Origin of the sequence: Kitasatospora sp. NPDC008050, from assembly GCF_042957465.1 — a bacterium.
In the GTDB taxonomy this organism is placed as follows: Bacteria; Actinomycetota; Actinomycetes; order Streptomycetales; family Streptomycetaceae; genus Kitasatospora.
In genome coordinates this window covers 75,596-100,465 of sequence record NZ_JBIBIJ010000017.1, presented here as the reverse complement: position 1 = coordinate 100,465, position 24,870 = coordinate 75,596, and the positions used below count along the sequence as shown (strand labels likewise).

Here is a 24,870-nt window from a genome sequence, read left to right as displayed (position 1 = left end):
GCCCCTGAGCACACATTAGGAAGAGTGATCAGCCCACTGGTGCGACACTCTCACCGGGTGGCCGGCCGCTCACTCGTTCGGCCTCCAGGGCACTCTGCAGGATCACCACGGCCGCGGCCTGGTCGATCGCCGAGCGCCCCTTCTTGGCCTTCACGCCCGCGGCGCGCATGCCCTGAGCTGCGGTCACGGTGGTCATCCGCTCGTCCACCAGCCGCACCGGCACCGGGGCGAGCAGGGCGGCCAGCCGGCCCGCGTAGCCGCGGACCTTCGCGGCCGCCGGGCCCTCCTTGCCGCTGAGCGAGCGCGGCAGGCCGACCACCACCTCGATGGCGTCGTACTCCTCGACGATGGCCTTGAGCCGCGCCTGGGAGCGGCCCCCGGCGGGGACCGTCTCCACGGGCGTGGCGATCAGCCCGTCGGGGTCGCAGGAGGCGACCCCGATCCGGGCGTCACCGACGTCGACGGCGATCCGCCGGCCCCGGCGCCAGGGCTCGGGCTCCGGGGTGAGCCCGGGCGAGTGCTGCGAGTCCATCAGGCGGCGCGCTCCGCGACCAGGGCGCGCACGGCCTCGATGGCCTCGCCGACGGCGGCCGCGTTGGTGCCGCCGCCCTGGGCCACGTCGTCCTTGCCGCCGCCACCGCCACCGAGCGTCTTGGCGGCGGCGCGCACCAGCTCACCGGCCTTGACGCCGCGCGAACGGGCGTCCTCGTTGGTGGCGATCACGGTGAGCGGACGGTCGTTCACCACGGTGAACGCGGCGACCACGGCCGGACGCGAGCCCAGCCGGCCGCGCACGTCCAGGACGAGCTTGCGCAGCTCGTCCGCGCCGGTGCCGTCGGCGACCCGGGCGGCGACCAGGGCCACGCCCCGGACGTCCTCGGCGCCCTGGGCCAGACCGGCGGCCGCGGCCAGCACCTTCTCGGCGCGGAACTTCTCGATCTCCTTCTCGGCGTCCTTGAGCTTGGTGAGCATGCCGGAGATCTTCTCCGGCAGCTCCTCCGGACGGCCCTTGACCAGCTCGGTGAGCTGGGCCACCACGGTGTGCTCGCGGGCCAGGAAGCGGTAGGCGTCCACGCCGACCAGCGCCTCCACCCGGCGCACCCCGGAGCCGATCGAGGACTCGCCGAGCAGCTTCACCAGGCCCAGCTGGGCGGTGTTGCCGACGTGCGTGCCACCGCAGAGCTCCTTGGAGAAGTCGCCGATGGTCACCACGCGCACCGAGTCGCCGTACTTCTCGCCGAACATCGCGATGGCGCCCTGCTTGCGGGCCTCGTCCATCGTCATCACCTCAGCGGTGACGTCGAGTTCGCGGGTCAGCACCTCGTTGATCTTCTGCTCGACGTCGGTCAGCACGCTGCCGGGCACGGCGGCGGGCGAGCCGAAGTCGAAGCGGAAGCGCCCGGGGGCGTTCTCCGAACCGGCCTGGGCGGCCGTGGGGCCGAGCGCGTCGCGCAGCGCCTGGTGGGTCAGGTGGGTGGCGCTGTGGGCGCGGGAGACCGCGCGGCGGCGCTCGATGTCGATGGTGGCGTAGGCCGAGGCCCCGAGCACCACCTCACCGAAGAGCACCCCGCCGGAGTGCACGACCACCCCGGGCACCGGCTGCTGCACGTCGCGGATCTCGACGACCGCACCGGAGTCGAGCCGGATCCGGCCGTGGTCGGCGAGCTGGCCGCCGCCCTCGGCGTAGAAGGGGGTGCGGTCGAGGATGACCTCGACCTCGTCGCCCTCGGTGGCCGCCGGTGCCGGAACCCCGTTCACCAGCAGGCCGACCACGGTGGCCTCGCCCTCGGTGCTGTTGTAGCCGGTGAAGACGGAGGCGCCGGACCGGTCCGCCACCTCGCGGTAGGCGGCCACGTCGGCGTGGCCCATCTTCTTGGCCTTGGCGTCGGCCTTGGCGCGGTCGCGCTGCTCCTGCATCAGGCGGCGGAAGCCGGCCTCGTCGACCGCCAGGCCCTGCTCCTCGGCCATCTCCAGGGTGAGGTCGATCGGGAAGCCGTAGGTGTCGTGCAGCTTGAACGCCTGCTCGCCGCTGAGCGCGGCGTGGCCGGCCTGCTTGGTCTCGGTGACCGCGGCGTCCAGCAGCTGGGTGCCGCTGCGCAGGGTCTGCAGGAAGGCGGACTCCTCGGCGACGGCGACGGTGTCGATCCGCTTGCGGTCCGCCTCCAGCTCCGGGTACTGCGGGGCCATCGCCTTGATGGTGATGTCGACCAGCTCCTTGGCCACCGGGGCGGTGGCGCCGAGCAGGCGCATGTTGCGGATGGCACGGCGCAGGATGCGGCGCAGCACGTAGCCGCGGCCCTCGTTGCCCGGGGTGACGCCGTCGCCGATCAGCATCACGGCGGTGCGGATGTGGTCGGTGACCACGCGCAGCGAGACGTCGGACTTGTGGTCGGCGCCGTAGGTGTGGCCGGTCAGCTCGGCGGCCCGGTCCAGGATCAGGCGGCTGGTGTCGATCTCGAAGAGGTTGTCGACGTCCTGCAGGATCGCGGCCAGGCGCTCCAGGCCGAGACCGGTGTCGATGTTCTTGCTCGGCAGGTCGCCGAGGATCTCGAAACCGTCCTTGCCGTCACCGTGGCCGCGCTCGTACTGCATGAAGACCAGGTTCCAGATCTCCAGGTAGCGCTCGCCGTTGACGGCCGGGCCGCCCTCCTCGCCGTAGGCGGGGCCGCGGTCGTAGTTGATCTCCGAGCAGGGGCCGCACGGTCCCGGCACGCCCATCGACCAGAAGTTGTCCTTCATGCCCAGGCGCTGGATCCGCTCCGAGGGCACGCCGATGACGTCCCGCCAGATCAGCTCGGCCTCGTCGTCGTCCTTGTAGACGGTGATCCAGAGCTTCTCCTTCTCCAGGCCGTAGCCACCGTCGGCGACGGAGGAAGTGAGCAGCTCCCAAGCGAACTTGATGGCCCCTTCCTTGAAGTAGTCGCCGAAGGAGAAGTTGCCGCACATCTGGAAGAACGAGCCGTGCCGAGTGGTCTTGCCGACCTCCTCGATGTCCAGCGTGCGCACGCACTTCTGGACGCTGGTGGCACGGGAGAACTGGGGCTTGACCTCGCCCAGGAAGTACGGCTTGAACGGCACCATGCCGGCGTTGACCAGCAGCAGGGTGGGGTCGTCGGCGACCAGGGACGCCGACGGAACGACGGTGTGGCCGCGCTCCTCGAAGAAGCGCAGCCAGCGGCGGCGGATCTCTGCCGACTCCATGAGTGGTCCTTCCGGTTAAGGGTGCTTGTCCCGGCGCTGTTCGAGCTGACGGGGCGTTGACGCGATGACGTAAGGGGTGATGACGCGCGACGGGGGCAGGGCGGCGACCTGGCCTGGGCCTGGTGCCGCCGGGATAGCTCGGGGCTCGACCACCGCGGTGCCGTCCAGGCCGAGGTCGGCCCGCAGCTGCTCCTCGCGCTCGGCCATGCCGGCCCGCACGTCCAGGGCGAAGCGCTTGGCCGTGTCGCCCAGGTGCAGCGCGCCGCGGGCGGCGGCGCCCGACAGACTGTCAGGGGTGAGGCGGCGGGTGGCCTCGTTGGCCTTGTTCATGGCCCAGACCGCGGCGCCGGCGCCGACCGTCATCCAGAAGATGCGACGTACCACGGTGCATCAGCCCTTCACGGCTCGCCGGACACGGGACAGCAGCCCGCCCTTGGGGGCGGTGGCGGCCCGCACCTCGGCACGGATCAGCTGGGCCAGCGCCTCGCGCTCGCTGCTCTGCGCGGGCACGGTCGGCCCGGCCTGCTGGCGGCCGACGGCCTTGCGCACGCCGTAGCTGAACGCGGCCATCTTGACCAGCGGGCCGCCCAGGGTGGCGGCCACGGTGGAGGAGAGCGCGTTGGCGTTGGCGGCGGCGTCCTGCACGTTGGCGGTGATGTCGTCGACCCGCTCCAGCTGCTCCTGGGCGCTGCGCACGGCGGCGCTGGCGTCGGACAGCAGCGGGACGGCCTGCTCGGTGACGGCCGAGACCAGCACGGTGGCCTCGCGCAGCACCTTGGACAGGCGCACCAGGACGACGGCGAGCAGGGTGACCAGCACGATCCAGCCCACGGCAACCAGTAGGCCGGCCAGCTCTCCCACGGACACCCGCGTGCTCCCTTCACTCCTCAGAGTGGAACCCTATCGCGCCGCGGACCGTGGTCGGACCGGATAAAGCGCTGGCCGCGCGGGTCGTGCCCGCCGCCGCGGGGCCCGGGGCCGGGCGGCGCCGGGAACGCGAAAGCCCCCGCGGCCCGAAGGCCGCGGGGGCTCCCGCCCCGGTACCGGGGTACCGGGCTCGCGGGTCAGCGCGAGTAGTACTCGACGACCAGCTGCTCGTCGCAGATCACGGGGACCTCACGACGCTGCGGGGCGCGGTCCAGGCGGAAGGCCAGGGCCTTGAGGTTGACCTCGAGGTACTTCGGGGTCTGGCCCTCACCCGCGTAGCCACCCTCACGGGCGACCTGGAACGGGACCTTCTCCTTGGACTTTTCCTTGACCGTGACGACGAAGCCCGGCTTCATCTGGAACGACGGCTTGTTGACCTTGCCGCCGTTGACCTCGATGTGACCGTGCACGACCATCTGGCGGGCCTGGTAGATGGTCCGGGCGATGCCCGAACGCAGCACCAGCGAGTCGAGACGGGTCTCGAGCTCGGCGACCAGCGCCTCACCGGTCTTGCCCTCGGCCTTCTTCGCGCGGTCGAACGCGCGGGCCATCTGCTTCTCGCTCAGGTCGTACTGGGCGCGCAGACGCTGCTTCTCGAGCAGACGGACCTTGTAGTCCGAGTTCTGCTTGCGGCCACGGCCGTGCTGGCCGGGCGGGTACGGGCGGGCCTCGAAGTACTTGACGGACTTCGGGGTCAGCGGCACGCCAAGGGCACGCGCGATCTTGACCTTGGGACGCTTCTGGTTCGCCATGGAACCATTACCTCTTTCAGTGTGCGAATACGGCTTCACCAGGTGTTGACGGAGGTCGCCTCTCGCGGTCCGGAGAAAAACCACCGGGGTGGTCAGCCGCTCTCCGAGGCCGGGCACTGACGTGCATGCACACGCGCGGTCGCGTCATCCGGTGAAGGCGACGGGCCGCCCGCGACACCTGTGAAGGTGCGCGACGCTCCTGGCGGCTCCCGCAAGGGAAGCCGCGGGCCACTGTCCCGCTGGTGCGGCCGGTCAGCCATGCGGCTGCCGGACCCGGAACAAGGCACTTCGGCCGAGTATACCGGCTGATCACCCGGCCGATGACCGGCGGGCCGCCCGCTCACTCGCCCTCGGGCTTGGGCCGCTCCCCCTTGAGGCGGGCCCTGGTCCACTCCACGATGTCCGCGTACCTGGCCTCGCCGCCGTGCCGGGTCGGCTGGTAGTAGGCCTTGCCGTGCACCGTGTCCGGCGCGTACTGCTGGGCGGCGATTCCGCCGGGCAGGTCGTGCGGGTACTGGTAGCCCTTCGCGTGGCCGAGCTTGGTGGCGCCGGCGTAGTGGCCGTCGCGCAGGTGCGGCGGGACGGCGCCGGCCAGCCCCTGGCGCACGTCGGCCAGCGCCGCGTCGATGGCCAGGTAGGCGGCGTTGGACTTGGGCGCCAGCGCCAGCGCGATGGCGGCCTGGGAGAGGATGATCCGGGCCTCCGGGAAGCCGATCAGCGCCACCGCCTGGGCGGCCGCGACGGCCGTGGGCAGCGCGGTCGGGTCGGCCAGGCCGATGTCCTCGCTGGCGGAGATCATCAGGCGCCGGGCGATGAACCGCGGGTCCTCCCCCGCCTCGATCATCCGGGCCAGGTAGTGCAGGGTGGCGTCCACGTCGCTGCCCCGGATCGACTTGATCAGCGCGCTGGCCACGTCGTAGTGCTGGTCGCCGTCCTTGTCGTAGCGCACGGCGGCCTGGTTGACGGCGGTCTCGGTGGTGGCCAGCGTGAGCTCGGCCTCGCCCTGCTCCAGCGCGGCTCCGGCGGCCGCCTCCAGCGTGGTCAGCGCCCGCCGGGCATCGCCGCCGGCCAGGCGCACCAGGTGGTCCTCGGCCTCCTGGCCGAGGACCACGCTGCCCGCCAGGCCGCGCTCGTCGGTGGCCGCGCGGCGCAGCAGGGCGCGGATGTCCTCGTCGGTCAGCGACTGCAGGGTGAGCAGCAGGGAGCGGGAGAGCAGCGGGGAGATCACCGAGAAGTACGGGTTCTCGGTGGTGGCGGCGATCAGCGTCACCCAGCGGTTCTCCACCGCGGGCAGCAGCGAGTCCTGCTGGGCCTTGGAGAAGCGGTGGATCTCGTCCAGGAAGAGCACCGTCTCCTTGCCGCTCATGCCCACCGCGCGGCGCGCGCCCTCGATCACCGCGCGCACCTCCTTGACGCCGGCGGTGATCGCGGAGAGCTCGACGAAGCGGCCCTCCACGGCCTGGCTGATCACGTGCGCGAGGGTGGTCTTGCCCGTCCCGGGTGGGCCCCAGAGGATCACCGAACTGGTCGCCGCCGGCCCCCGCGAGCCGGCCACCAGCCGCCGCAGCGGCGAGCCGTCGGCCAGCAGGTGGCGCTGCCCGGCCACCTCGTCCAGGGTGCGCGGGCGCATCCGCACCGCCAGCGGGGCGCGCCCGGGCTCCTGCGCCTGGCGGTCCTCGGCGGCTGCGGTGAAGAGGTCCGGTTCGTCCACCCCGCCACCCTATGCGAGGGGACCGACAGGCCTAGTCGTGCTTGTGCTTGTGCTTGTGCTTGCCCTTGTGCGCCGGGGGCTCGACCTCCGCCAGTGCGGCGGCGCGGTCCGGGACGTACTTCTGCAGGTCGCGCGGGGGACGCTGGTAGCCCTTGGAGGCCGGGCGCGGCGGCAGGGCGACGGGCGGCTTGGTGACGTCGGTGTAGGGCAGCGTGGAGAGCAGGTGGGCGATCATGTTGATCCGGGCCCGGCGCTTGTCGTCGCTCTCCACCACGTTCCACGGCGACTCGGGGATGTCGGTGTAGACGAACATCTCGTCCTTGGCCCGCGAGTAGTCCTCCCACCGGCTGATCGACTCGGTGTCCATCGGGGAGAGCTTCCAGCGCCGCATCGGATCGGCGAGCCGGGACCGGAACCGGCGCTCCTGCTCGGTGTCGCTGACCGAGAACCAGTACTTGCGCAGCTCGATGCCGGCCTCGATGAGCATCCGCTCGAAGGTGGGGCACTGGTGCAGGAACTGCCAGTACTCCTCGTCGGTGCAGAAGCCCATCACCTTCTCGACCCCGGCCCGGTTGTACCAGCTGCGGTCGAACAGGACGATCTCGCCCCTCGCCGGCAGCTGCTCCACGTAGCGCTGGAAGTACCACTGGCCGCGCTGGCGCTCGGTCGGGGCGGGCAGGGCGGCGATCCGGGCCATCCGCGGGTTGAGGAACTCGGTCACCCGTTTGATGACCCCTCCCTTGCCCGCCGCGTCCCGCCCCTCGAAGACCACCACGAGGCGCATCCCCTCGACCCGCACCCACTCCTGCAGCTTCACCAGCTCGTTCTGGAGTCTGAGCAGTTCGGCCTCGTAGGGCGCCTTGGCGAGGCGGGGCTGCTTGGCGGGCTGATCGGTCACGGCGACGCCTCCCGGGGAGCGGAGCTGACGACCTTTCACGTTAGGGCGGATCGGCCCATCGCGCAGCGCGGCCTGGCGGGCGAGGGATCGCGTCAACAGCGCGCAAGCAACAGGAACGGGTCGGTCCGGATCTTTACGGAATTCCTTCCCGGCCCCGGCTCAAATCCACTCGGATCACCCTCGCCACACTGCCTCCGAACGAACTTCGTTGACGCCCCGATGGGCCGATGCCATGATTCGGGACGGCCGGTGACCAGAGCACCGGACCAACGGGGGATGATCTTTACGGGGGCACCGGTGCATTCAACGCACCGGTGGCATTTCCTCGGCATTCCCCGGAATATCCGACAGTCCGAGGGAGTGGTGGAAATGAACGCACACTTCACGGTGGGAATCCTGCTCGCGCTCACCCTCGCCGGCGCCGGCGCGGTGATCACGACCGTGGGCCGCAAGGCAACGGTCGGCAGTCTGCCGAAGAACCCCCTGGTCGGGGTCAGGACCAGAGCCACCACCTCCGACGACTCCAGCTGGCGGGCCGCCCAGCTCGCGGCAGCGCGCCGGTACCGGCTGGTGCTGCCGCTGCTGGCCCTGGCGGCGGGAGCGTCACTGGTCAACGGGATCCTGCGGGGCCCGTTCTGGATATTCCTCGTCATCGCGATCGTCTGCGGTGCCGCCGACCTCGTCACGGCCACCACGGCCGTCCGGGCCGCCCGTTCGGCGGCCCGGCGCGGCTGAGTGCCCGCCGTGCGGCACCCTGACGCTCGCCGGGAGAACACCTGAAGGTGAGTGGACAAATGAACCTCAAGACCCGGTCGCTGATCTGCGCGACCCTCGCCGCCGGCCTGATCGGCGGCCTCGGCACCTCCGCCATGGCGGCCACCCCGGGCAGTGCCCCCGCGGCGCCCGCCGCCAAGGCCACCGGCTCGTACAGCGACGGCGAGGTGCTCAGCCTGCTGCTGTTCGCCGGCGGCCGGGCCGCCACCGAGCACCCCGCACTGGCCGAGAAGATCAAGAACGTGCACAGCGCCCTGGCCCCGATGTCGGACGCCCAGGTCACCGAGCTGACCCAGCAGCTCACCGCCGTCGACCCGGCCTACCACGGCGAGGTCACCCAGGCCGTCCAGGCCAAGGACCCGTTCGTCGTGCAGGCCGGCATGGAGCGGCTCAACGACGACCTGAAGACGGTGATCAGCAACGCCGGCGCGAGCACCGCGCGCAACAACGCGGCCGTGCGCCCGAACGGCTTCGTCTGGCACGACGCCAACGTGTTCACCGAGATCAACGGTGTGGCCGCGATCAACGTGCTCGGCTACGCGAACGTGGCGGGCGCCACCGAGGTCGCCGTCGCCCTCGTCGTGGTGCCGGACGCGGTCAGCTACGGCTTCGACATGAAGCAGTCGAACACCCTCGACGAGGACGGCCTGGTCGCCGCGGTCGCCGCCGCGCTCTGACGAACGCCCGGGCCGTGGCCCGAGGCCGACCGGACGTCACGTCCGGGGCCGGGTCGTCCCGCCGCGTCCGCGGCGCGGCGGGACGACCCGGCCCCTCACCCGGCCCACCCGGCCCCCTTCCACCAAGACCCCACCCAAGGACACTCCCATGGCCAGCCCCACCGCCCGGGCCGGCGAATCGAGAGCCGCGCGGCGCCGGCTCGCGCTCTTCGCCACCAGCAGCGCGGTCCTCTTCTCCTTCCTCGTCCTGTCGGTCTTCTACACGCTGCCCAGCAATGCCCTGAGCAGCCGCCACTCGAAGGGTGCCAGAACACTCTTCAACACCCTGGCACCGCAGGACTGGGCATTCTTCACCCGGAATCCGGAAACCGTACAACTCGGCGTCTACGCTTTTGACGGAACGAGTGCGCGCAGCCTGATGAGGACTCCGCAGGGAAATCCGTCGAATTTCTTCGGACTCTCCCGCGAGCAGCGCGCCCAGGGGCCGGAAATCGGTTACGTGAATGCCGAGACCAATGACTGGACGGACTGCGCGGGGCTGCTCGACAGCTGCTTGCACAGCGCGTCCGGCACGCCCGCACAGCGGGTGCGCAACACCAGCCCGATCCCCACCGTCTGCGGTGATGCCTACCTCACCGAGGAGAAGACCGTGCCCTGGGAGTACCGCAACCTCGTCGCGTACCGCAAGCGGGTCGTCAAGATCGCCCATCTGGACGTGACATGCGCCTAGCCCTCGCCCTCGAAGCAGCCCTGAACCGCGCCGCCGGTGCCCTGGACCGCAGGTTGTCGCGCTTCGACGCCCGCAACCGCTGGTTCGGCGTGGGGCGCACCGTGCTCTGCCTGGCCGAGCTCTCGGTCCTGCTGTTCACCCCCGCCAAGGCGCTGCTGGTGCCGGTCCTCGGCATCTCGGACGGGCCCAAATGCGGCTCGGTGCAGGCACTCTCCGCCTTCTGTCTGGGCCACCACGCGATCGGCGCCGAGTACCCGCGCTGGCTGCTGGTGCTGGTCCTGGCCGTGGCCGCCAGCGGCTACCGGCCGCGCTGGACCGTGCTGCCGCAGCTCTGGGCGGTCTACTCGATCGCCACCAGCATCTCGGTGCCCGACGGCGGCGAGTCGATCGCCCTGATCGTCTCGCTGCTGATGGTCCCGCTCGCGATCGCCGACGACCGCCCCTGGCACTGGCGGCCGGCCACCACCGCGCCCGCGCCCGACCTGCGGGTGCTCGCCTTCGCCGCCTTCTGCGCGCTGCGCCTCCAGGTCGCCTACATCTACCTGGACACCGCGATCAGCAAGTTCGGGGTGGCCGACTGGGCCAACGGGACGGCGGAGTACTACTTCCTGCGCGACAACATGTTCGGCGTCGCCCACCCGCTGTCCGGGATGTTCTACGCGCTCTCGCGCAACACCCTGGTGGTCGTCGGCATGACCTGGGGCGCCCTGGTGATGGAGCTGGCGATCGCCGTCTGCGTGCTCTCCTCGGAGCGCTGGCGCAAGGTGGGCCTGGCGCTGGACATCGCGCTGCACGGGATGATCATCATGACGATGGGGCTGTGGAGCTTCGGTCTGGTGATGATCGGAGCCTCGATCATCACCGCGACACCGGGTCCGCGCCGGCCCGCCGCGCACCCGGCCGAGCCGCCGGCCCTCGCCGTGGTCACCGACCTGCCGAAGACCACCGTGCCCGCGCACTGAGTGGCCCGACCCGCCCGACCGCCGCTGTTCCCCTTGATCCGAACGAAGGTTGACGTCATGTCAGACAGTCCCGCACACCTGGACATCACGGTGCGCCCCTCGGGCTTCGCCGCCGTCTTCCACCACCTGTTCACCTTCCCGGTGGTGGAGGTGGACGACACCGAGCACCGCACCTCCTGGGGCGCCGCCACGACGCTTCGGCTCACCCCCGGCGAGCACCGCCTGAGCGTGTACTTCCGCTACCGCGGCCAGCACGCCGCCCGGCTGGGTGAGGGCCGCGCGGTCCTCACCGCCGACGGGCCGCCCCGGCTGCGGGTGCGGGCCCAGCTCGGCGTGCGCAACTCCAGCGCCTTCCGGATCACCGGAGAGGGCGTCAGCTCCCGTTAGCCGTCGTCTCGAACGGCTCCGGGTACCCGCAGTGCCCGCGCGGGTTGCCGTCGAAGGCCGGCAGCGGCAGCACCTGGAAGACCTCCTCGGGGACCTCGAACGGCCCGGTCACCCCGTGCCGGGCCGCCGGGATGAACCCGAACCGGCCGTAGTAGGCGGGGTCGCCGAGCACCACGACCAGCCGCTCCCCCGCTCCCTCCGCCGCCTCCAGCGCGGCCCGGACCACCCGCTCGCCCACCCCGCGGCGCTGCCACTCGGGCGCCACCGCCACCGGGGCCAGCGCCAGACCCTTGCCCCGGCCGATCCGCAACCGGGTGAGCAGCGCGTGCGCCACCACCAGCCCGCCCCCGTCGACGGCCACCACGGAGAGGTCCGGCAGCCACGCCGGATCGCGGCGCAGCGCGTCCACCAGGTCGGCCTCCTCGGGACCGGGGAAGGCCGCCATGTGCACCCGTCTGACGGCAGGCGCGTCCGCGGGCTCCTCGACTCTGGTGCGCAGTTTCACGGCCCACTCCTCTGTGGAACGCACTCCGGCCGGTGCGCGAACTGCACACCGGCCGGAGGTGGATTGTGATCAAGTGTCAGGAGGCCTGCGGGGCCTCGGACTCGGGCTTGGTCTCGCTCTTCGGCTTGGCGTCGACGCCGGCCTCGCGGCGCTGGGCCGGGGTGATCGGGGTCGGCGCCCCGGTCAGCGGGTCACCACCGGTGGAGGTCTTCGGGAAGGCGATGACGTCGCGGATGGTGTCGTAGCCGCCCAGCAGCGTGACGATCCGGTCCAGGCCGAAGGCCACCCCGCCGTGCGGCGGCGGGCCGTAGTTGAAGGCGTCCAGCAGGAAGCCGAACTGCGACTGCGCCTCCTCCTCGGAGAGCCCGATCGCGTCGAACGCCCGCTTCTGCACGTCCCGCTGGTGGATACGGATCGAACCGCCGCCCAGCTCCGAACCGTTGAGCACCAGGTCGTAGGCGTTGGACAGGGCGCTGCCCGGGTCGGTGTCGAAGGTCGCCAGTGACTCGGCGGTGGGCGCGGTGAACGGGTGGTGCACCGCGTGCCAGCCCTGGAAGACGCCCTTGTCGTCCTCGATCGGCTCGAACATCGGGAAGTCGACGACCCAGAGGAAGGCCCACTGGGACTGGTCGATCAGCTCGCAGCGGCGGCCGATCTCCAGCCGGGCGGCGCCCAGCAGCTCCTGCGAGGCGGTGGCCTTGCCGGCCGCGAAGAAGACCGCGTCGCCGTTCTTGGCACCGACCGCGTCCGCCAGGCCCGCCAGGTGCTCGGCCGAGAGGTTCTTGGCCACCGGGCCGCGCAGCTCGCCGGTCTCCGCGTCGATGATCACGTAGGCCAGGCCCCGGGCGCCGCGCGCCTTGGCCCAGTCCTGCCACGCGTCCAGCGCCTTGCGCGGCTGCGAGGCGCCGCCGGGCATCACCACGGCACCGACGTACGGCGCCTGGAAGACCCGGAACTCGGTGCCCTTGAAGTACTCGGTGAGGTCGGTGAGTTCCTGGCCGAAGCGGACGTCCGGCTTGTCGGAGCCGTAGCGGCTCATGGCGTCCGCGTAGCTCATCCGGGGCAGCGGGTTGGGGATCTCGTACCCGTGCACCTCGCGCCAGACGGCGGCGACCAGCTTCTCGCCGAGGGCCAGGATGTCCTCCTGGTCGACGAACGAGGCCTCGATGTCCAGCTGGGTGAACTCCGGCTGCCGGTCGGCGCGGAAGTCCTCGTCGCGGAAGCAGCGGGCGATCTGGTAGTACCGCTCCATGCCGGCCACCATCAGCAGCTGCTTGAAGAGCTGCGGCGACTGCGGCAGGGCGTACCAGTGACCGGGCTGCAGGCGGACCGGGACCAGGAAGTCGCGGGCGCCCTCGGGGGTGGAGCGGGTCAGGTACGGCGTCTCGATGTCGAGGAAGTCGTTCTCCTCCATCACCCGGCGGATGATGTTGTTCACCTTGGAGCGCAGGCGCAGCGCGCGCGCCGGGCCCTCACGGCGCAGGTCCAGGTAGCGGTAGCGCAGCCGGACCTCCTCGTTGACCGTGCCGGGCTCGTACTCGGCGACCTGGAAGGGCAGCGGCGCGGCCTCGGAGAGCACCTCGATCGCGCTGACCACGACCTCGACCGCACCGGTCGGGATGTCCGGGTTCTCGTTGCCCTCCGGGCGGACCCGGACGTCACCGATCACCTTGACGCAGTACTCGGCGCGCAGGCCGTGCACCGAATCCAGATCGCGGACCACGACCTGCACGGTGCCGGAGGCGTCGCGCAGGTCGATGAAGGCCACCCCACCGTGGTCGCGGCGGCGAGCGACCCAGCCGGCCAGGGTGACGGTCGCGCCGGCGTGCTCCGCGCGGAGGGTGCCCGCGTCGTGCGTGCGGATCACAGCTGCTTCTCCTTCAGGGTGGTGACGAGTGCTTCGAGTGCGACCGGGTTCTGCTCGCCGGTGGTCAGGTCCTTGAGCTGGACGACCCCTTCGGCGAGATCACGGTCACCGGCGACCAGGGCGAAGCGGGCCCCGGAGCGGTCGGCGGACTTCATGGCGTTCTTGATGCCCTTGACGCCGAAGGCGAGGTCGGTGGCCACGCCGGCCCGGCGCAGCTCGGTCACCTTGGCGAAGAGCACGTTCTTGGCCTCCTCGCCGAGGGCCACCGCGTACACCGAGGTGGTGGCGGGCACGTCGAGCTCGATGCCCTCGGCCTCCAGCGCGAGGTAGATCCGGTCCACACCCAGGCCCCAGCCGACCGAGGGCAGCGAGGGGCCGCCGAGCATCTCGGACAGGCCGTCGTAGCGGCCGCCGCCGCCGATCGCGGACTGCGCGCCCAGGCCGTTGTGGACGAACTCGAAGGTGGTGCGGGTGTAGTAGTCCAGGCCGCGGACCAGCTTGGGGTCGTCGACGAAGTCCACACCGGCCGCGGTCAGCAGCGCGCGGACCTGCTCGTCGTAGGCCTTGCAGTCCTCGCACAGGTAGTCGCGCAGCAGCGGGGCGCCGGTCAGCTGGGCCTGCACGGCCTCGCGCTTGTCGTCCAGCACCCGCAGCGGGTTGATCTCGGCGCGGTTGCGGGTGTCCTCGTCCAGGTCCAGGCCGCGCAGGAACTCCTGCAGCGCGGCGCGGTAGACCGGGCGGCACTGCTTGTCGCCCAGGCTGTTGAGCAGCAGCCGGTAGTCGCGCAGGCCCAGCGAGCGGAAGGCGTCATCGGCCAGGATGATCACCTCGGCGTCCAGCGCCGGGTCCTCGGCGCCCAGCGCCTCGGCGCCGACCTGGGAGAACTGCCGGTAGCGGCCCTTCTGCGGCCGCTCGTAGCGGTAGAAGTTGCCCGAGTACCAGACCTTGACCGGCAGGTTGCCGAGCTTGTGCAGGTTGCCCTCGAGCACCGCGCGGACCACCGAGGCGGTGCCCTCGGGGCGCAGCGCGAGGTCCTCCTTGCCGCGCTTGGTGAGGGTGAACATCTCCTTGGTGACGATGTCGGTGGACTCACCGACGCCGCGGGAGAAGAGCTTGACGTCCTCGAAGACCGGGGTCTCGATGTAGCCGTAGCCGGCCCGGCGCAGCGGTGCGGCCAGCGCCTGGCGCACCGCCAGGAAGGTCGCGGAGCTGGGCGGCAGCAGGTCGTAGGTGCCCTTGGGGGCGGTGAAGGTGCTCAACTGGTCTTCCGTCACATTCCTCGTCGCACGGCCGCGGGAGCTGCGTCGCCCGCCGTGGGGATCGCCCCCGCCGCTTGCCTGAGGTAGGGGTTGGTGGCGCGCTCGCGGCCGATGGTGGTCTGGGTGCCGTGGCCGGACAGGACCACGGTGGCGTCGTCGAGGGGCAGGCACACCCGGGCCAGCGAGCGCATGATCGCGTCGTGGTCGCCGCCGGGCAGGTCCGTGCGCCCGATGGAGCCGGCGAAGAGCAGGTCGCCCGAGAAGAGGACCGGAGGGATCTCTTCCGTGGCAGGCGTCCGGAACGTCACCGACCCCTTGGTATGGCCGGGCGTGTGGTCGACGGTGAGCTTGAGGCCCGCCAGGTCGAGCACCGAGCCGTCGGTCAGCTCCCGCACGTCGTCCGGCTCGCCGATGGTCAGCTCGCCCAGGAGCTGCGCGCCGAGCGAGCGGCCCAGCGCCTTCTCCGGGTCGGTCAGCATGAACCGGTCGTCGGGGTGGATCCAGGCGGGCACGCCCTTGGCACCGCAGATCGGCATCACCGAGGCCACGTGGTCGATGTGGCCGTGGGTGAGCACCACGGCGACCGGCTTGAGCCGGTGCTCGCGGATCATCGCCTCCACACCCTCGGTGGCGTCCATCCCCGGGTCGACGATCACGCACTCCTCGCCGGCGGCCGGCGCCACGAGGTAGCAGTTGGTGCCCCACGCTCCGGCGGGAAATCCGGCGATGAACACGGCAGTCCTTCTCAGGCGGGGTCGGCGGGGTCGATCTCGGACGGGTCGGCCTCTGGCGGATCGATCGGGGTGGCACGGCAGGTCGGGCGGAAAAGTCTCCCGGTGCAGCCTACCGGCGGTAAGGGGTCGGTAGCGAACCAGATCCCGGTCGGCGGGCCGCCGTGCTACGTCCATCGGGCCACTTGACCGCGTGCTTACAGACAAGGTCCCTACACTTGGCGGCCGGTGGATGCGATGATCCCCCGAACATCCACATTCGGTGCGATAGAGGAGACACGGCCGGTGGTCAGCAGCGAACAGCGGCGACGGCAGCTCGCCCGCGAGAAGTACGAGCGGCAGCAGAACAACCGCGTCGAGGCCGCGGCCAAGGCCAAGCGCCGCAACGCCATTGTGGGCGCCGCGCTCGCCGTGGTGGTGCTCGCGGGCGGCGGCGCCTGGGCGGGCGGCGCGTTCAAGTCCGACGCCAAGAAGACCGACGCCCAGTCGGCCCCCAGCCAGTCGGCCACCGCACCCGCGGCCAGCCCGGTGGCGGTCAAGGGGTGCAGCACGCCTGCGGCGGGTTCGCCGAACGGCAAGCAGTGGAAGACCGAGCCGGCCATGTCGGTGGACACCAACGCCAAGTACGACGTCACGCTGAACACCAGCTGCGGCGCGGTGAACCTCGAACTGGACCCGTCCAAGGCCCCGCACACGGTCAACTCCTTTGTGTTCCTGGCCGGTCAGAACTACTTCGACCACACCAAGTGCCACCGGCTGACCACCCAGGGCATCTACGTCCTGCAGTGCGGCGACCCGACCGGCAGCGGCAGCGGCACCCCCGGCTACTCGTTCACCGACGAGAACCTGAGCGGCGCCACCTACCCGGCCGGCACCGTGGCGATGGCCAACGCCGGCGCGAACACCAACGGCAGCCAGTTCTTCCTGGTCTACAAGGACACCCAGCTGCCGCCCAGCTACACCCCGTTCGGCAAGATCACCGGCGGTATGGACGTGCTGAACAACATCGCCAACGGCGGTGTCCAGGGCGGTAGCGGCGACGGTGCGCCGAACGCGAACGTGGTGCTCAACTCGGTGACCGCGACCAAGGCCTGACCGGTGGCGTGAGCCCGGGCCGACCGGCGCGTGAATTGGCCCGGCCCGGATGCGGACAGCACCGGGCCTGGTCGCCTATGTTGCTGTTGTATAGGGTGCCCTGACCCGCTCGCCGTCACCCTCGGCAGCCGAACCGATCGGGCGGGCGGGGACGGCGGACCATCGGTCCGCCGCACATTCAACTGTGGACGACGGATCCGTACCACCGAGCCGTGGGCGAACCGTCATGTGGAGGAGGCGCTGTGAGCAGCGACCCGTGGGGCCGTGTCGACGAGCAGGGGACCGTCTACGTCAGGACCGCCGAGGGCGAACGCGTCGTCGGCTCCTGGCAGGCGGGCTCCCCCGAGGAGGCTCTCGCCTACTTCGAGCGCAAGTACCAGGGTCTGGCGGCCGAGATCGGCCTGCTGGAGCACCGGGTGCGCAAGACGGACCTGGCCGCCAAGGAGGCGCAGACCGCACTGGAGCACCTGCGCGCCCAGGTGACCGAGGCGCACGCGGTCGGCGACCTGGCCGCGCTCGCCCAGCGGCTGGACACCCTGGCCGGCGAGATCGAGTCGCGCCAGGTGGAGCGGAAGGCGGCTCGCGCCAAGGCGGCCGACGAGACCCGCACGGCCAAGGAGGCGCTGGTCGCCGAGGCCGAGCAGCTCGCCGAGTCCACCCAGTGGCGGGAGGCCGGCGACCGGCTGCGCGCGCTGGTGGACACCTGGAAGGGCCTGCCGCGACTGGACCGCAAGAGCGACGACGAGCTGTGGCACCGGTTCTCGCACGCCCGGTCGGTCTTCTCCAAGCACCGCAAGGGGCACTTCGCCGCGCTGGACGCCGAGCGGGACCAGGCCAAGGCGCTCAAGGAGCAGCTGGTCGCCGAGGCCGAATCGCTGTCGAACTCGACCGACTGGGGTGACACCGCCGCCCGCTACCGCGACCTGATGGCGCAGTGGAAGGCCGCGGGCCGGGCCCAGCGGGACGCCGAGGACGAGCTGTGGGCACGGTTCCGCGGCGCCCAGGACGTCTTCTTCCAGGCTCGCTCGGCGGTCTTCACCGAGCGCGACGCCGAGCAGGGTGAGAACCAGAAGCTCAAGGAGACCCTGCTGCTGGAGGCCGAGGCGATCCTGCCGATCACCGACCTCAAGGTGGCCAAGGCGGCCCTGCGCGAGGTCAACGAGCGCTGGGAGGCGATCGGCCACGTACCGCGCGAGGCCAAGCCGAAGCTCGACGCGCGGCTGAACACGGTGGAGCGGGCGATCCGCGAGGCCGAGGAGGCCGAGTGGCAGCGCTCCAACCCGGAGGCCAAGGCCCGCGCGGCCGGCATGACCGGGCTGCTGCAGGGCGCGGTCGACAAGCTCAAGGCCGACCTGGAGAAGGCCCGTGCGGCCGGCAACGAGGGCAAGGCCAAGAAGCTGGAGAACGAGCTGGCCGGGCGCCAGGCGCTGCTCGACCAGGCGCTGAAGAGCCTGCAGGAGTTCAGCGGCTGACCTGTGCCGATGCCAAAGGGGCCCCGCCGTTCGAGGAGAACGGCGGGGCCTCTTCGCGTGGGCGCCGCCCGCTACTTGCGGGCCGAGGTCACCCGGTAGACGTCGTAGACGCCCTCCACCCCGCGCACCGCCTTGAGCACGTGCCCCAGGTGCTTGGGGTCGCCCATCTCGAAGGTGAACCGGCTCATCGCCACCCGGTCCCGGGAGGTCTGCACGGCCGCGGACAGGATGTTGACGTGCTGGTCGGAGAGGACCCGGGTGACGTCCGAGAGCAGTCGCGAGCGGTCCAGCGCCTCCACCTGGATGGCCACCAGGAAGACCGAGGACTGGGTCGGCGCCCACTCGACCTCGATCATCCGCTCCGGCTGCTGGGTCAGCGAGTCCACGTTGACGCAGTCCGCCCGGTGCACCGAGACGCCGTTGCCGCGGGTGACGAAGCCGACGATCGGGTCGCCCGGCACCGGGGTGCAGCAGCGCGACAGCTTGACCCAGACGTCGTCCACGCCCTTGACGATGACCCCGGGGTCGCCCTTGGCCCGCTGCCTGCGCGCCGCACGGCCGTCCTGGGTCGGCACAGTGGCGGTCTCGGCGAACTCCTCGGTCGCGCCCTCCTCACCGCCGAGCGCCTGGACCAGCTTCTGCACGATCGACTGCGCCGAGACGTGGCCCTCGCCGATCGCCGCGTAGAGCGAGGAGATGTCCGGGTAGCGCATCTCGTGCGCCAGGGTGACCAGCGAGTCGCCGGTCAGGATCCGCTGGATCGGCAGGCCCTGCTTGCGCATCGCACGGGCGATGGACTCCTTGCCCTGCTCGATCGCCTCCTCGCGGCGCTCCTTGGAGAACCAGGCCTTGATCTTGTTGCGGGCGCGCGGCGACTTGACGAAGCCGAGCCAGTCGCGGGACGGTCCGGCGCCCTCGGCCTTGGAGGTGAAGACCTCCACCAGGTCGCCGTTCTCCAGGGTCGACTCCAACGGCACCAGTCGCCCGTTGACCCGGGCCCCTATGCAGCGGTACCCGACCTCGGTGTGCACCGCGAAGGCGAAGTCCACCGGGGTGGCCCCGGCGGGCAGCGCTATCACGTCACCCTTGGGTGTGAAGACGAAGACCTCGTTGTTGGACAGGTCGAAGCGCAGCGACTCGAGGAACTCGCTCGGGTCCTCGGTCTCCTTCTGCCAGTCCAGCAGCTGGCGCAGCCAGGCCATCTCGTTGACCGCGCCGGCCTTGTCGTCCTTGCGGACCTGGGCGGGGGTGTCGGTGCGCACCTTGGAGGCGCCGGCCACCGCGCGCTGCTTGTACTTCCAGTGCGCGGCGATGCCGTACTCGGCGCGGCGGTGCATGTCGAAGGTGCGGATCTGCAGCTCGACCGGCTTGCCGCCGGGACCGATCACCGTGGTGTGCAGCGACTGGTACATATTGAACTTGGGCATCGCGATGTAGTCCTTGAACCGGCCGGGGACCGGGTTCCACCGCGCGTGGATGGTGCCGAGCGCCGCGTAGCAGTCGCGGACGGTGTCGACCAGGACCCGGATGCCCACCAGGTCGTAGATCTCGGCGAAGTCGCGGCCTCGGACGATCATCTTCTGATAGACCGAGTAGTAGTGCTTCGGACGGCCGGTGACCGAGGCGGAGATCCGGGCGCCGCGCAGGTCGCCCTGGACCTGGTCGATGACGGTGGCCAGGTACTCGTCCCGCTTGGGGGCGCGCTCGGCCACCAGACGCACGATCTCGTCGTACATCTTGGGGTAGAGGATGGCGAAGGCCAGGTCCTCCAGCTCCCACTTGATGGTGTTCATGCCCAGCCGGTGCGCCAGCGGGGCGTAGATCTCCAGCGTCTCGCGGGCCTTCTTCTCCTGCTTCTCCCGCTTGAGGTAGCGCATGGTGCGCATGTTGTGCAGGCGGTCGGCGAGCTTGATCACCAGGACCCGGGGGTCCTTGGCCATCGCGACGACCATCTTGCGAACCGTTTCCGCTTGCGCGGCCTCGCCGAACTTGACCTTGTCCAGCTTGGTGACGCCGTCCACCAGCAGGGCGACCGAGTCGCCGAAGTCCTGGCGCAGGGTCTCCAGGCCGTAGTCGGTGTCCTCGACGGTGTCGTGCAGCAGGCCGGCCATCAGGGTCGACGCGTCCATCCCGAGCTCGGCCAGGATGGTGGCGACCGCGAGCGGGTGGGTGATGTACGGGTCGCCGCTCTTGCGCTTCTGGCCGCGGTGCCAGCGCTCGGCGACCGCGTAGGCGCGCTCGATGTCGCGCAGCAGGGCCGGGTCGGCCTTCGGGTCGCCCGCCCGGATGGTGCGGAAGAGCGGTTCCAGGACGGGGTTGAGCACCGCTTGGCGCTGGCCGCCGAAGCGGGCCAGGCGGGCCCGCATGCCACCGGAGGAGGAGGCCTGGCGCAGGGCGGGGGCGACCGCGCGGGCCAGGCCCGACGGGGACGCCGCCGGACGCATGGGGGTGGCCCCGGCGGGCGCGGGCTTGTCGCCCGTCGGCGGTTGGCCGGCGGACTGGCCGTCCTGGGCTGCGGCCGTGGGCACTACCTCGTCGGGCAAGGACACTCCTCGGTACGCACCGGATGAACCTTCATGGTACCGAGGGTGACCCGCCGGTGTTCCGCCGCCCGGGCCTGACATGCCGAGAGCGGTGATCGCCTGTGCGATCACCGCTCTCGAATCAGTTCACCGCTCTCGTCCGAGAGCGCCGCTCACACCGTGATCAGCGTCTCCAGCGGAGCCCCGGCCAGGTGGGTGGCGAGCCGCTCGCGGCCGTCCAGGAAGCCCAGCTCCATCAGCACCACCACACCGACCAGCTCCGCCCCGGCGCGCTGCACCAGGTCGAGCGAGGCCGCGATGGTGCCGCCGGTGGCCAGCACGTCGTCCACCACCAGCACCCGCTCACCGGGCGCGAAGGCGTCGCACTGCACCTCCAGGGTGGCCGAGCCGTACTCCAGGTCGTAGGACTGCTCGAAGACCGCCCCGGGCAGCTTGCCCTTCTTGCGGATCGGCACGAAGCCGAGCCCGGCGGCGAAGGCCGCCGGGGCCGCCAGCACGAACCCGCGTGCCTCCAGGCCCACCACCTTGGTCGCGCCCAGTTCCCGCGCCCGGTCCGCCAGCGCCCGGGTGAGCGCGGCGAACGCCTCGGCGTCGGCCAGCAGCGGGGCGATGTCCTTGAACAGCACCCCGGGCTTCGGGTAGTCGGGCACGTCCTTGATCCGGCTGTTGAGCAGCTCGGTCAAGGCGGTGTCAGCGGAGGTCACAGGAGTCCTTTGGTCGTCAGTGCTTGCCGGAGGGCCGGCCCTTGCCACGGGCGCGACCGACCGGCTGATTGCGCTGTCCGACCATACCGGCCGCGACACCGGCCGCCTGACCCTCGGCCGAGTCCTCGTCCACGTCGTCCAGCGGCTCGCCCGTCTCGGCGGCCTTGGCCGCCGCCTTGGCGTCGGCCGAGCGCCGCAGCGCGACCCGCTTGGCCAGCGCCCGCATCTCCGGAGTCTGCTCCTTGAGCTGCGCGAGCAGCGGGGTGGCGACGCAGATCGAGGAGTACGCACCGGCGGACAGGCCGATGAAGAGGGCGAGCGAGATGTCGTTCAGGGTGCCGGCCCCGAGCAGGCCACCACCGATGAAGAGCAGCGCCGCCACCGGCAGCAGGGCGACCACGGTGGTGTTGATCGACCGGACCAGGGTCTGGTTGAGGCCCGCGTTGGCCGCCTCGCTGTAGGTGAGCTTGTTCTGCTTCTCGATCCCCTTGGTGTTCTCCCGCACGGTGTCGAAGACGACGACCGTGTCGTAGAGCGAGTAACCGAGGATCGTCAGGAAGCCGATCACCGTACCCGGGCTGACCTCGAAGCCGACCAGGGCGTAGACACCGATGGTGATCACCAGGTCGTGGACCAGCGCGACCAGGGCGGCCAGCGCCATCCGCCACTCGAAGGCGATCGCCAGGTAGGCGGTGACCAGGACCATGAAGATGATCAGGCCGGTGAGCGCCTTCTGGGAGATCTGGTGCCCCCAGCTCGGGCCGACCACCTGGGTGTTGATGTTCGCCTCGGAGATCGAGAGGTCGCCGGCGAGCTTCTGGGTGACCTCGCTCGACGGGATCTTCTCGTTGGCGCTGACCTGGATCCGGATCTGACCGTCACCGGTGGACTGCACCTGCGGGGTCGAGTCACCGACGATCTTGTTGACCGAGTCCTGCGCCTGACTGATCGTCAGGCCGGGCTTCTTGACCGTGTAGACCGAGCCGCCCTTGAACTCGATGCTCAGGTTGAGGCCGACCACGGTCAGGCCGAACAGCGCCGCGGCGGCGATGACCGCGGAGATGCTGTACCAGAGCTTGCGCCGGCCGACGAAGTCGAAGCTGACCTCGCCCTGGTAGAGACGGTGGCCGAGGTTGCTGAAGCGTGACACGACGTCAGGCCTCCTTGACGGCGGCGGAGGTGGCGGGGCGACGGCGGCCGCCGCGCACCGGCGGGCGGGCGCCCAGACGCTTCGGGTCCAGGCCGGACCACGGGTGACCGTCCGCGAAGAACTTGCGGCGGGCCAGCAGCGTGATCATCGGCTTGGTGAAGAGGAAGATCACCACGACGTCGAGCAGCGTGGTCAGACCCAGCGTGAACGCGAAGCCCTGGACCTTGCCGACCGAGCAGATGTACAGCACCACGGCACAGAGCAGCGACACGAAGTCGGAGACCAGGATGGTGCGCCGGGCCCGCGGCCAGGCGCGCTGCACGGCCGGACGCAGCTGGGCGCCCTCGCGGACCTCGTCGCGGATGCGCTCGAAGTACACGATGAAGGAGTCGGCGGTGATACCGATCGCCACGATCGCACCGCAGACGGCCGGCAGGTTCAGCGCGAAGCCGATGCTGGCACCGAGCAGGCACATGATCGTGTAGGTCAGGATCGAGGAGACCACCAGGCCGGCGATCGAGACCAGGCCCAGGCCGCGGTAGTAGATCAGCGAGTAGAGGACGACCAGCGCCAGACCGATCGCACCGGCCAGCAGACCGGCGTGCAGCTGGTCACCGCCCAGCTGCGGGCTGACGGTGGTCATGTCGCTCTGGTTGAAGCTCAGCGGCAGCGCGCCGAAGCTCAGCACGTTGGCCAGGCTGGTGGCGTCGTCCTGGCTGAAGCTGCCGTTGATCACCGCGTTGCCGCCGGTGATCGACTGGTTGACCATGGGGTGCGAGACGACCTGGCCGTCCAGCACGATGGCGAACTGGTTGGCCGGCGACTGCTGGGTGGCCAGGGCACCGGTGGTGGAGGCGAACGCCTTGGAGCCGGCGTCGTTGAAGGCGAGCTGGACCTGCCAGCCGCCGGCCTGCTGGGTGTCGAAGCCGGCCGAGGCCTTGGTGACGTCCTGGCCCTTGACCTGGACCGGGCCGAGCGCGAACTTGTACCAGCCGGTGCCCCCGGTGGCGACCTTCTCCTTGTCGTAGGAGCAGGCGACGGTGTTCTTGGTCGGGTCGACCTGCTGGTAGTCCACCCGCTTGGTGGGGTCGGAGCAGTCGAGCGCGGTGAACTGCTGCGCCAGGTCCGGCGGCACGGTGCCCGCGGTCAGCGCGGCCGAGATGTCGGCGGGGCTGGTCGGCACGGGGGGGAGCGCGGACGAGGGCGCGGAGGGGCTGCCGGTGGCCGCGGCGCTGCCGGACGGCGAGGCGGCGCTGGAGGGCGAGGCGTTACCGGAGGCGCTCGCGCTCGGCGTACCGCTCGGGTCGGCGGCCAGCAGGCCCGCGGAGAGCGCCTTGCCGGCCTTGCTGGCGCCGGAGCTGGCACTAGCACTGGCGCTGGCGCTGGCGCTGGCGGAGGCCGAACCGCTGGCGGAGGCGGAGGCACTGGCCGAACCGCTCGCCGACGGGCTGGCCGAACCGCTGGCGCTCGGCTTCGCGCTGGGGCTGGGGCTGGCGGGGGGCAGGGTCACACCGGTGGGCGCTTCGGCCAGCACCGGGCGGAAGTACAACTTGGCCGTGGTACCGACCTGCTTGGCAGCCTGCGCGCTGTTCGTGCCCTTGGGGATGTCAACGATGATGTTGTCGTTGCCCTGGGTCTGAACCTCGGCCTCGGAGACACCGAAGGCGTTGACGCGCTTCTGGATGATCCCGACCGCGATGTCCATGTTGGACGGGGTGATCGCGGCCTTGTCCTGCGAGGAAGCCGTCAGCGTGATGCTCGTGCCGCCGGCGAGATCGATCCCGAGGCGAGGCGTCTTGTGGCCTGTCCCGAACATGAGGGCGACCAGTCCGACGGTGACCACCAGGATCAGGGCCAGCGCCCTTCCTGGATAACCGTCGCGCGGACGCGACTTGGGTGCTGCCACCTTGCTCGTTTCTCCCTGTCCCATGCCGCTGGCCCAGCGCCGCCGGCCCGCGCTGAGGCAGGAGGCGGCGCTGACCGCGGACAACCGTGAAAGTGCTGCAGACCGTCCGTACTACTTGGCTGCGGGCTTGTCGCCGTCGGCCTTCGCCAGGCTGATGCTCTCCTGCTCGCGCGCGTCCTCGACGGAGTCGGCCTCGATGGAGTCGATCTCCTCGATGGACTCGGCGTCGGCGAGCTCGACGGACTCGTCCTCCTCGGGACGGCCGTTGATGATCTCGTCGTACTCCTGCGAGTCGATCACCGCGGCGATCGCGCTCTTGGCGAAGTGGGCCACCACACCAGGAGCGATCTCCAGCTCCACGGTGCTGTCGTTGATCGACTTGACCTGCGCGTACATGCCGCCGATGGTGCGCACCGCCGAGCCCGGCTCCATGGCCGACTGCATCTGCTGGGCCTGCGCCTGCCGCTTCTTCTGCGATCGGAACATCAGGAAGATCGCGGCGATCGGGAGGAGGAGAATGATGAGTTGCACAGCAGCAAGGTCCTTAAACAGGCCATCCGATGAATGGCCAGTGGCGATGGTCGGCCCGGCAGGTGAGACGGGACGGTCCGGCGAAGTC

23 protein-coding genes are annotated in these 24,870 nt (G+C 70.9%); 7 read left to right on the top strand and 16 right to left on the bottom strand.

Going from position 1 to position 24,870, the window contains the following annotated elements; genetic code table 11:
* Window positions 1-28 precede the first annotated feature (28 nt).
* The 7 genes from ruvX to ppk2 all read right to left on the bottom strand — a co-directional run bounded on the left by ruvX (window position 29) and on the right by ppk2 (window position 7,489).
* Window positions 29-532, bottom strand: a complete 504-nt coding sequence (ruvX, locus tag ACFZB9_RS28045) for a Holliday junction resolvase RuvX (protein ID WP_391451678.1) — start codon at window positions 530-532, stop codon at window positions 29-31.
* A complete protein-coding gene (gene alaS / locus ACFZB9_RS28040) occupies window positions 532-3,201 on the bottom strand; it encodes an alanine--tRNA ligase (protein WP_391451676.1) in 2,670 nt (889 codons plus the stop codon). Before alaS ends, ruvX begins: the two co-directional genes overlap by 1 nt.
* Before the next feature lie 15 nt (window positions 3,202-3,216).
* Window positions 3,217-3,585, bottom strand: coding sequence for a DUF6167 family protein (locus ACFZB9_RS28035; protein ID WP_391451674.1), 369 nt, complete (start codon window positions 3,583-3,585; stop codon window positions 3,217-3,219).
* A gap of 6 nt (window positions 3,586-3,591) precedes the next feature.
* A complete protein-coding gene (locus tag ACFZB9_RS28030) occupies window positions 3,592-4,068 on the bottom strand; it encodes a DUF948 domain-containing protein (RefSeq protein WP_391451672.1) in 477 nt (158 codons plus the stop codon).
* 197 nt (window positions 4,069-4,265) lie between these two features.
* Window positions 4,266-4,880 carry a 30S ribosomal protein S4 gene (gene rpsD / locus ACFZB9_RS28025; RefSeq protein ID WP_391451670.1) on the bottom strand — a complete coding sequence of 205 codons (615 nt, stop codon included), beginning with the start codon at window positions 4,878-4,880 and terminating at the stop codon, window positions 4,266-4,268.
* Window positions 4,881-5,220: 340 nt separating this feature from the next.
* Window positions 5,221-6,591, bottom strand: a complete 1,371-nt coding sequence (locus ACFZB9_RS28020) for a replication-associated recombination protein A (RefSeq protein ID WP_391451669.1) — start codon at window positions 6,589-6,591, stop codon at window positions 5,221-5,223.
* A gap of 31 nt (window positions 6,592-6,622) precedes the next feature.
* Window positions 6,623-7,489: a polyphosphate kinase 2 gene (ppk2, locus tag ACFZB9_RS28015; RefSeq protein ID WP_391451667.1), complete on the bottom strand. Its 867-nt coding sequence runs from the start codon at window positions 7,487-7,489 to the stop codon at window positions 6,623-6,625.
* Between the two features lie 369 nt (window positions 7,490-7,858).
* On the opposite strand from ppk2, the gene ACFZB9_RS28010 reads away from it, so the two are divergent.
* The 5 genes from ACFZB9_RS28010 (at window position 7,859) to ACFZB9_RS27990 (ending at window position 11,019) form a co-directional block, all read left to right on the top strand.
* Entirely contained in the window at window positions 7,859-8,224 is a 366-nt protein-coding gene (locus tag ACFZB9_RS28010; RefSeq protein WP_391451665.1) for an SdpI family protein, read from the top strand.
* 59 nt (window positions 8,225-8,283) lie between these two features.
* A complete protein-coding gene (locus tag ACFZB9_RS28005; RefSeq protein ID WP_391451663.1) occupies window positions 8,284-8,940 on the top strand; it encodes a sporulation delaying protein family toxin in 657 nt (218 codons plus the stop codon).
* A 148-nt stretch (window positions 8,941-9,088) separates the two neighbouring features.
* On the top strand, window positions 9,089-9,670 hold the full coding sequence (locus ACFZB9_RS28000) for an SdpA family antimicrobial peptide system protein (RefSeq protein ID WP_391451661.1): 582 nt from the start codon (window positions 9,089-9,091) through the stop codon (window positions 9,668-9,670).
* On the top strand, window positions 9,661-10,632 hold the full coding sequence (locus ACFZB9_RS27995; protein WP_391451660.1) for a sporulation-delaying protein SdpB family protein: 972 nt from the start codon (window positions 9,661-9,663) through the stop codon (window positions 10,630-10,632). The genes ACFZB9_RS28000 and ACFZB9_RS27995 overlap by 10 nt, the downstream gene beginning before the upstream one ends.
* A gap of 57 nt (window positions 10,633-10,689) precedes the next feature.
* Window positions 10,690-11,019, top strand: coding sequence for a hypothetical protein (locus ACFZB9_RS27990; protein WP_391451658.1), 330 nt, complete (start codon window positions 10,690-10,692; stop codon window positions 11,017-11,019).
* Here the strand turns inward: ACFZB9_RS27990 and ACFZB9_RS27985 are convergent.
* From ACFZB9_RS27985 to ACFZB9_RS27970, 4 genes are all read right to left on the bottom strand, one after another.
* Window positions 11,006-11,524, bottom strand: coding sequence for a GNAT family N-acetyltransferase (locus ACFZB9_RS27985; protein WP_391451657.1), 519 nt, complete (start codon window positions 11,522-11,524; stop codon window positions 11,006-11,008). The genes ACFZB9_RS27990 and ACFZB9_RS27985 overlap by 14 nt on opposite strands.
* 76 nt (window positions 11,525-11,600) lie before the next feature.
* Window positions 11,601-13,391: an aspartate--tRNA ligase gene (gene aspS / locus ACFZB9_RS27980; RefSeq protein WP_391451655.1), complete on the bottom strand. Its 1,791-nt coding sequence runs from the start codon at window positions 13,389-13,391 to the stop codon at window positions 11,601-11,603.
* Complete coding sequence (gene hisS / locus ACFZB9_RS27975) at window positions 13,388-14,650, bottom strand: histidine--tRNA ligase (RefSeq protein WP_391451653.1); 1,263 nt, start codon at window positions 14,648-14,650, stop codon at window positions 13,388-13,390. The genes aspS and hisS overlap by 4 nt, the downstream gene beginning before the upstream one ends.
* A gap of 11 nt (window positions 14,651-14,661) precedes the next feature.
* On the bottom strand, window positions 14,662-15,384 hold the full coding sequence (locus ACFZB9_RS27970; protein WP_391451651.1) for an MBL fold metallo-hydrolase: 723 nt from the start codon (window positions 15,382-15,384) through the stop codon (window positions 14,662-14,664).
* A gap of 282 nt (window positions 15,385-15,666) precedes the next feature.
* On the opposite strand from ACFZB9_RS27970, the gene ACFZB9_RS27965 reads away from it, so the two are divergent.
* Together ACFZB9_RS27965 and ACFZB9_RS27960 are read left to right on the top strand one after the other, a co-directional pair.
* Window positions 15,667-16,476 (top strand): peptidylprolyl isomerase, encoded by an 810-nt coding sequence (locus ACFZB9_RS27965; protein WP_391451649.1) that lies wholly within the window; start codon window positions 15,667-15,669, stop codon window positions 16,474-16,476.
* Between the two features lie 242 nt (window positions 16,477-16,718).
* Window positions 16,719-17,948, top strand: coding sequence for a DUF349 domain-containing protein (locus ACFZB9_RS27960; protein ID WP_391451647.1), 1,230 nt, complete (start codon window positions 16,719-16,721; stop codon window positions 17,946-17,948).
* Between the two features lie 71 nt (window positions 17,949-18,019).
* Here the strand turns inward: ACFZB9_RS27960 and ACFZB9_RS27955 are convergent, their stop codons facing one another.
* The 5 genes from ACFZB9_RS27955 to yajC all read right to left on the bottom strand — a co-directional run bounded on the left by ACFZB9_RS27955 (window position 18,020) and on the right by yajC (window position 24,782).
* Window positions 18,020-20,572: a RelA/SpoT family protein gene (locus ACFZB9_RS27955; RefSeq protein WP_391451645.1), complete on the bottom strand. Its 2,553-nt coding sequence runs from the start codon at window positions 20,570-20,572 to the stop codon at window positions 18,020-18,022.
* Between the two features lie 71 nt (window positions 20,573-20,643).
* A complete protein-coding gene (locus tag ACFZB9_RS27950; RefSeq protein WP_391451643.1) occupies window positions 20,644-21,195 on the bottom strand; it encodes an adenine phosphoribosyltransferase in 552 nt (183 codons plus the stop codon).
* 16 nt (window positions 21,196-21,211) lie between these two features.
* The gene (gene secF / locus ACFZB9_RS27945; protein WP_391451642.1) at window positions 21,212-22,345 is read right to left on the bottom strand and encodes a protein translocase subunit SecF; all 1,134 of its coding nucleotides are present in this window, start codon (window positions 22,343-22,345) and stop codon (window positions 21,212-21,214) included.
* 4 nt (window positions 22,346-22,349) lie between these two features.
* The gene (gene secD / locus ACFZB9_RS27940; RefSeq protein WP_391451640.1) at window positions 22,350-24,251 is read right to left on the bottom strand and encodes a protein translocase subunit SecD; all 1,902 of its coding nucleotides are present in this window, start codon (window positions 24,249-24,251) and stop codon (window positions 22,350-22,352) included.
* A 111-nt stretch (window positions 24,252-24,362) separates the two neighbouring features.
* Window positions 24,363-24,782: a preprotein translocase subunit YajC gene (gene yajC, locus ACFZB9_RS27935; RefSeq protein ID WP_391451638.1), complete on the bottom strand. Its 420-nt coding sequence runs from the start codon at window positions 24,780-24,782 to the stop codon at window positions 24,363-24,365.
* Window positions 24,783-24,870 lie beyond the last annotated feature (88 nt).

Excerpts from the sequence above, each read along its gene's own strand:
- ruvX (WP_391451678.1), bottom strand. The coding sequence starts at position 532 with ATGGACTCGCAGCACTCGCCCGGGCTCACCCCGGAGCCCGAGCCCTGG.
- alaS (WP_391451676.1), bottom strand. The coding sequence starts at position 3,201 with ATGGAGTCGGCAGAGATCCGCCGCCGCTGGCTGCGCTTCTTCGAGGAG.
- rpsD (WP_391451670.1), bottom strand. The coding sequence starts at position 4,880 with ATGGCGAACCAGAAGCGTCCCAAGGTCAAGATCGCGCGTGCCCTTGGC.
- ACFZB9_RS28010 (WP_391451665.1), top strand. The coding sequence starts at position 7,859 with ATGAACGCACACTTCACGGTGGGAATCCTGCTCGCGCTCACCCTCGCC.
- ACFZB9_RS28005 (WP_391451663.1), top strand. The coding sequence starts at position 8,284 with ATGAACCTCAAGACCCGGTCGCTGATCTGCGCGACCCTCGCCGCCGGC.
- ACFZB9_RS28000 (WP_391451661.1), top strand. The coding sequence starts at position 9,089 with ATGGCCAGCCCCACCGCCCGGGCCGGCGAATCGAGAGCCGCGCGGCGC.
- ACFZB9_RS27995 (WP_391451660.1), top strand. The coding sequence starts at position 9,661 with ATGCGCCTAGCCCTCGCCCTCGAAGCAGCCCTGAACCGCGCCGCCGGT.
- ACFZB9_RS27990 (WP_391451658.1), top strand. The coding sequence starts at position 10,690 with ATGTCAGACAGTCCCGCACACCTGGACATCACGGTGCGCCCCTCGGGC.
- ACFZB9_RS27955 (WP_391451645.1), bottom strand. The coding sequence starts at position 20,572 with ATGTCAGGCCCGGGCGGCGGAACACCGGCGGGTCACCCTCGGTACCAT.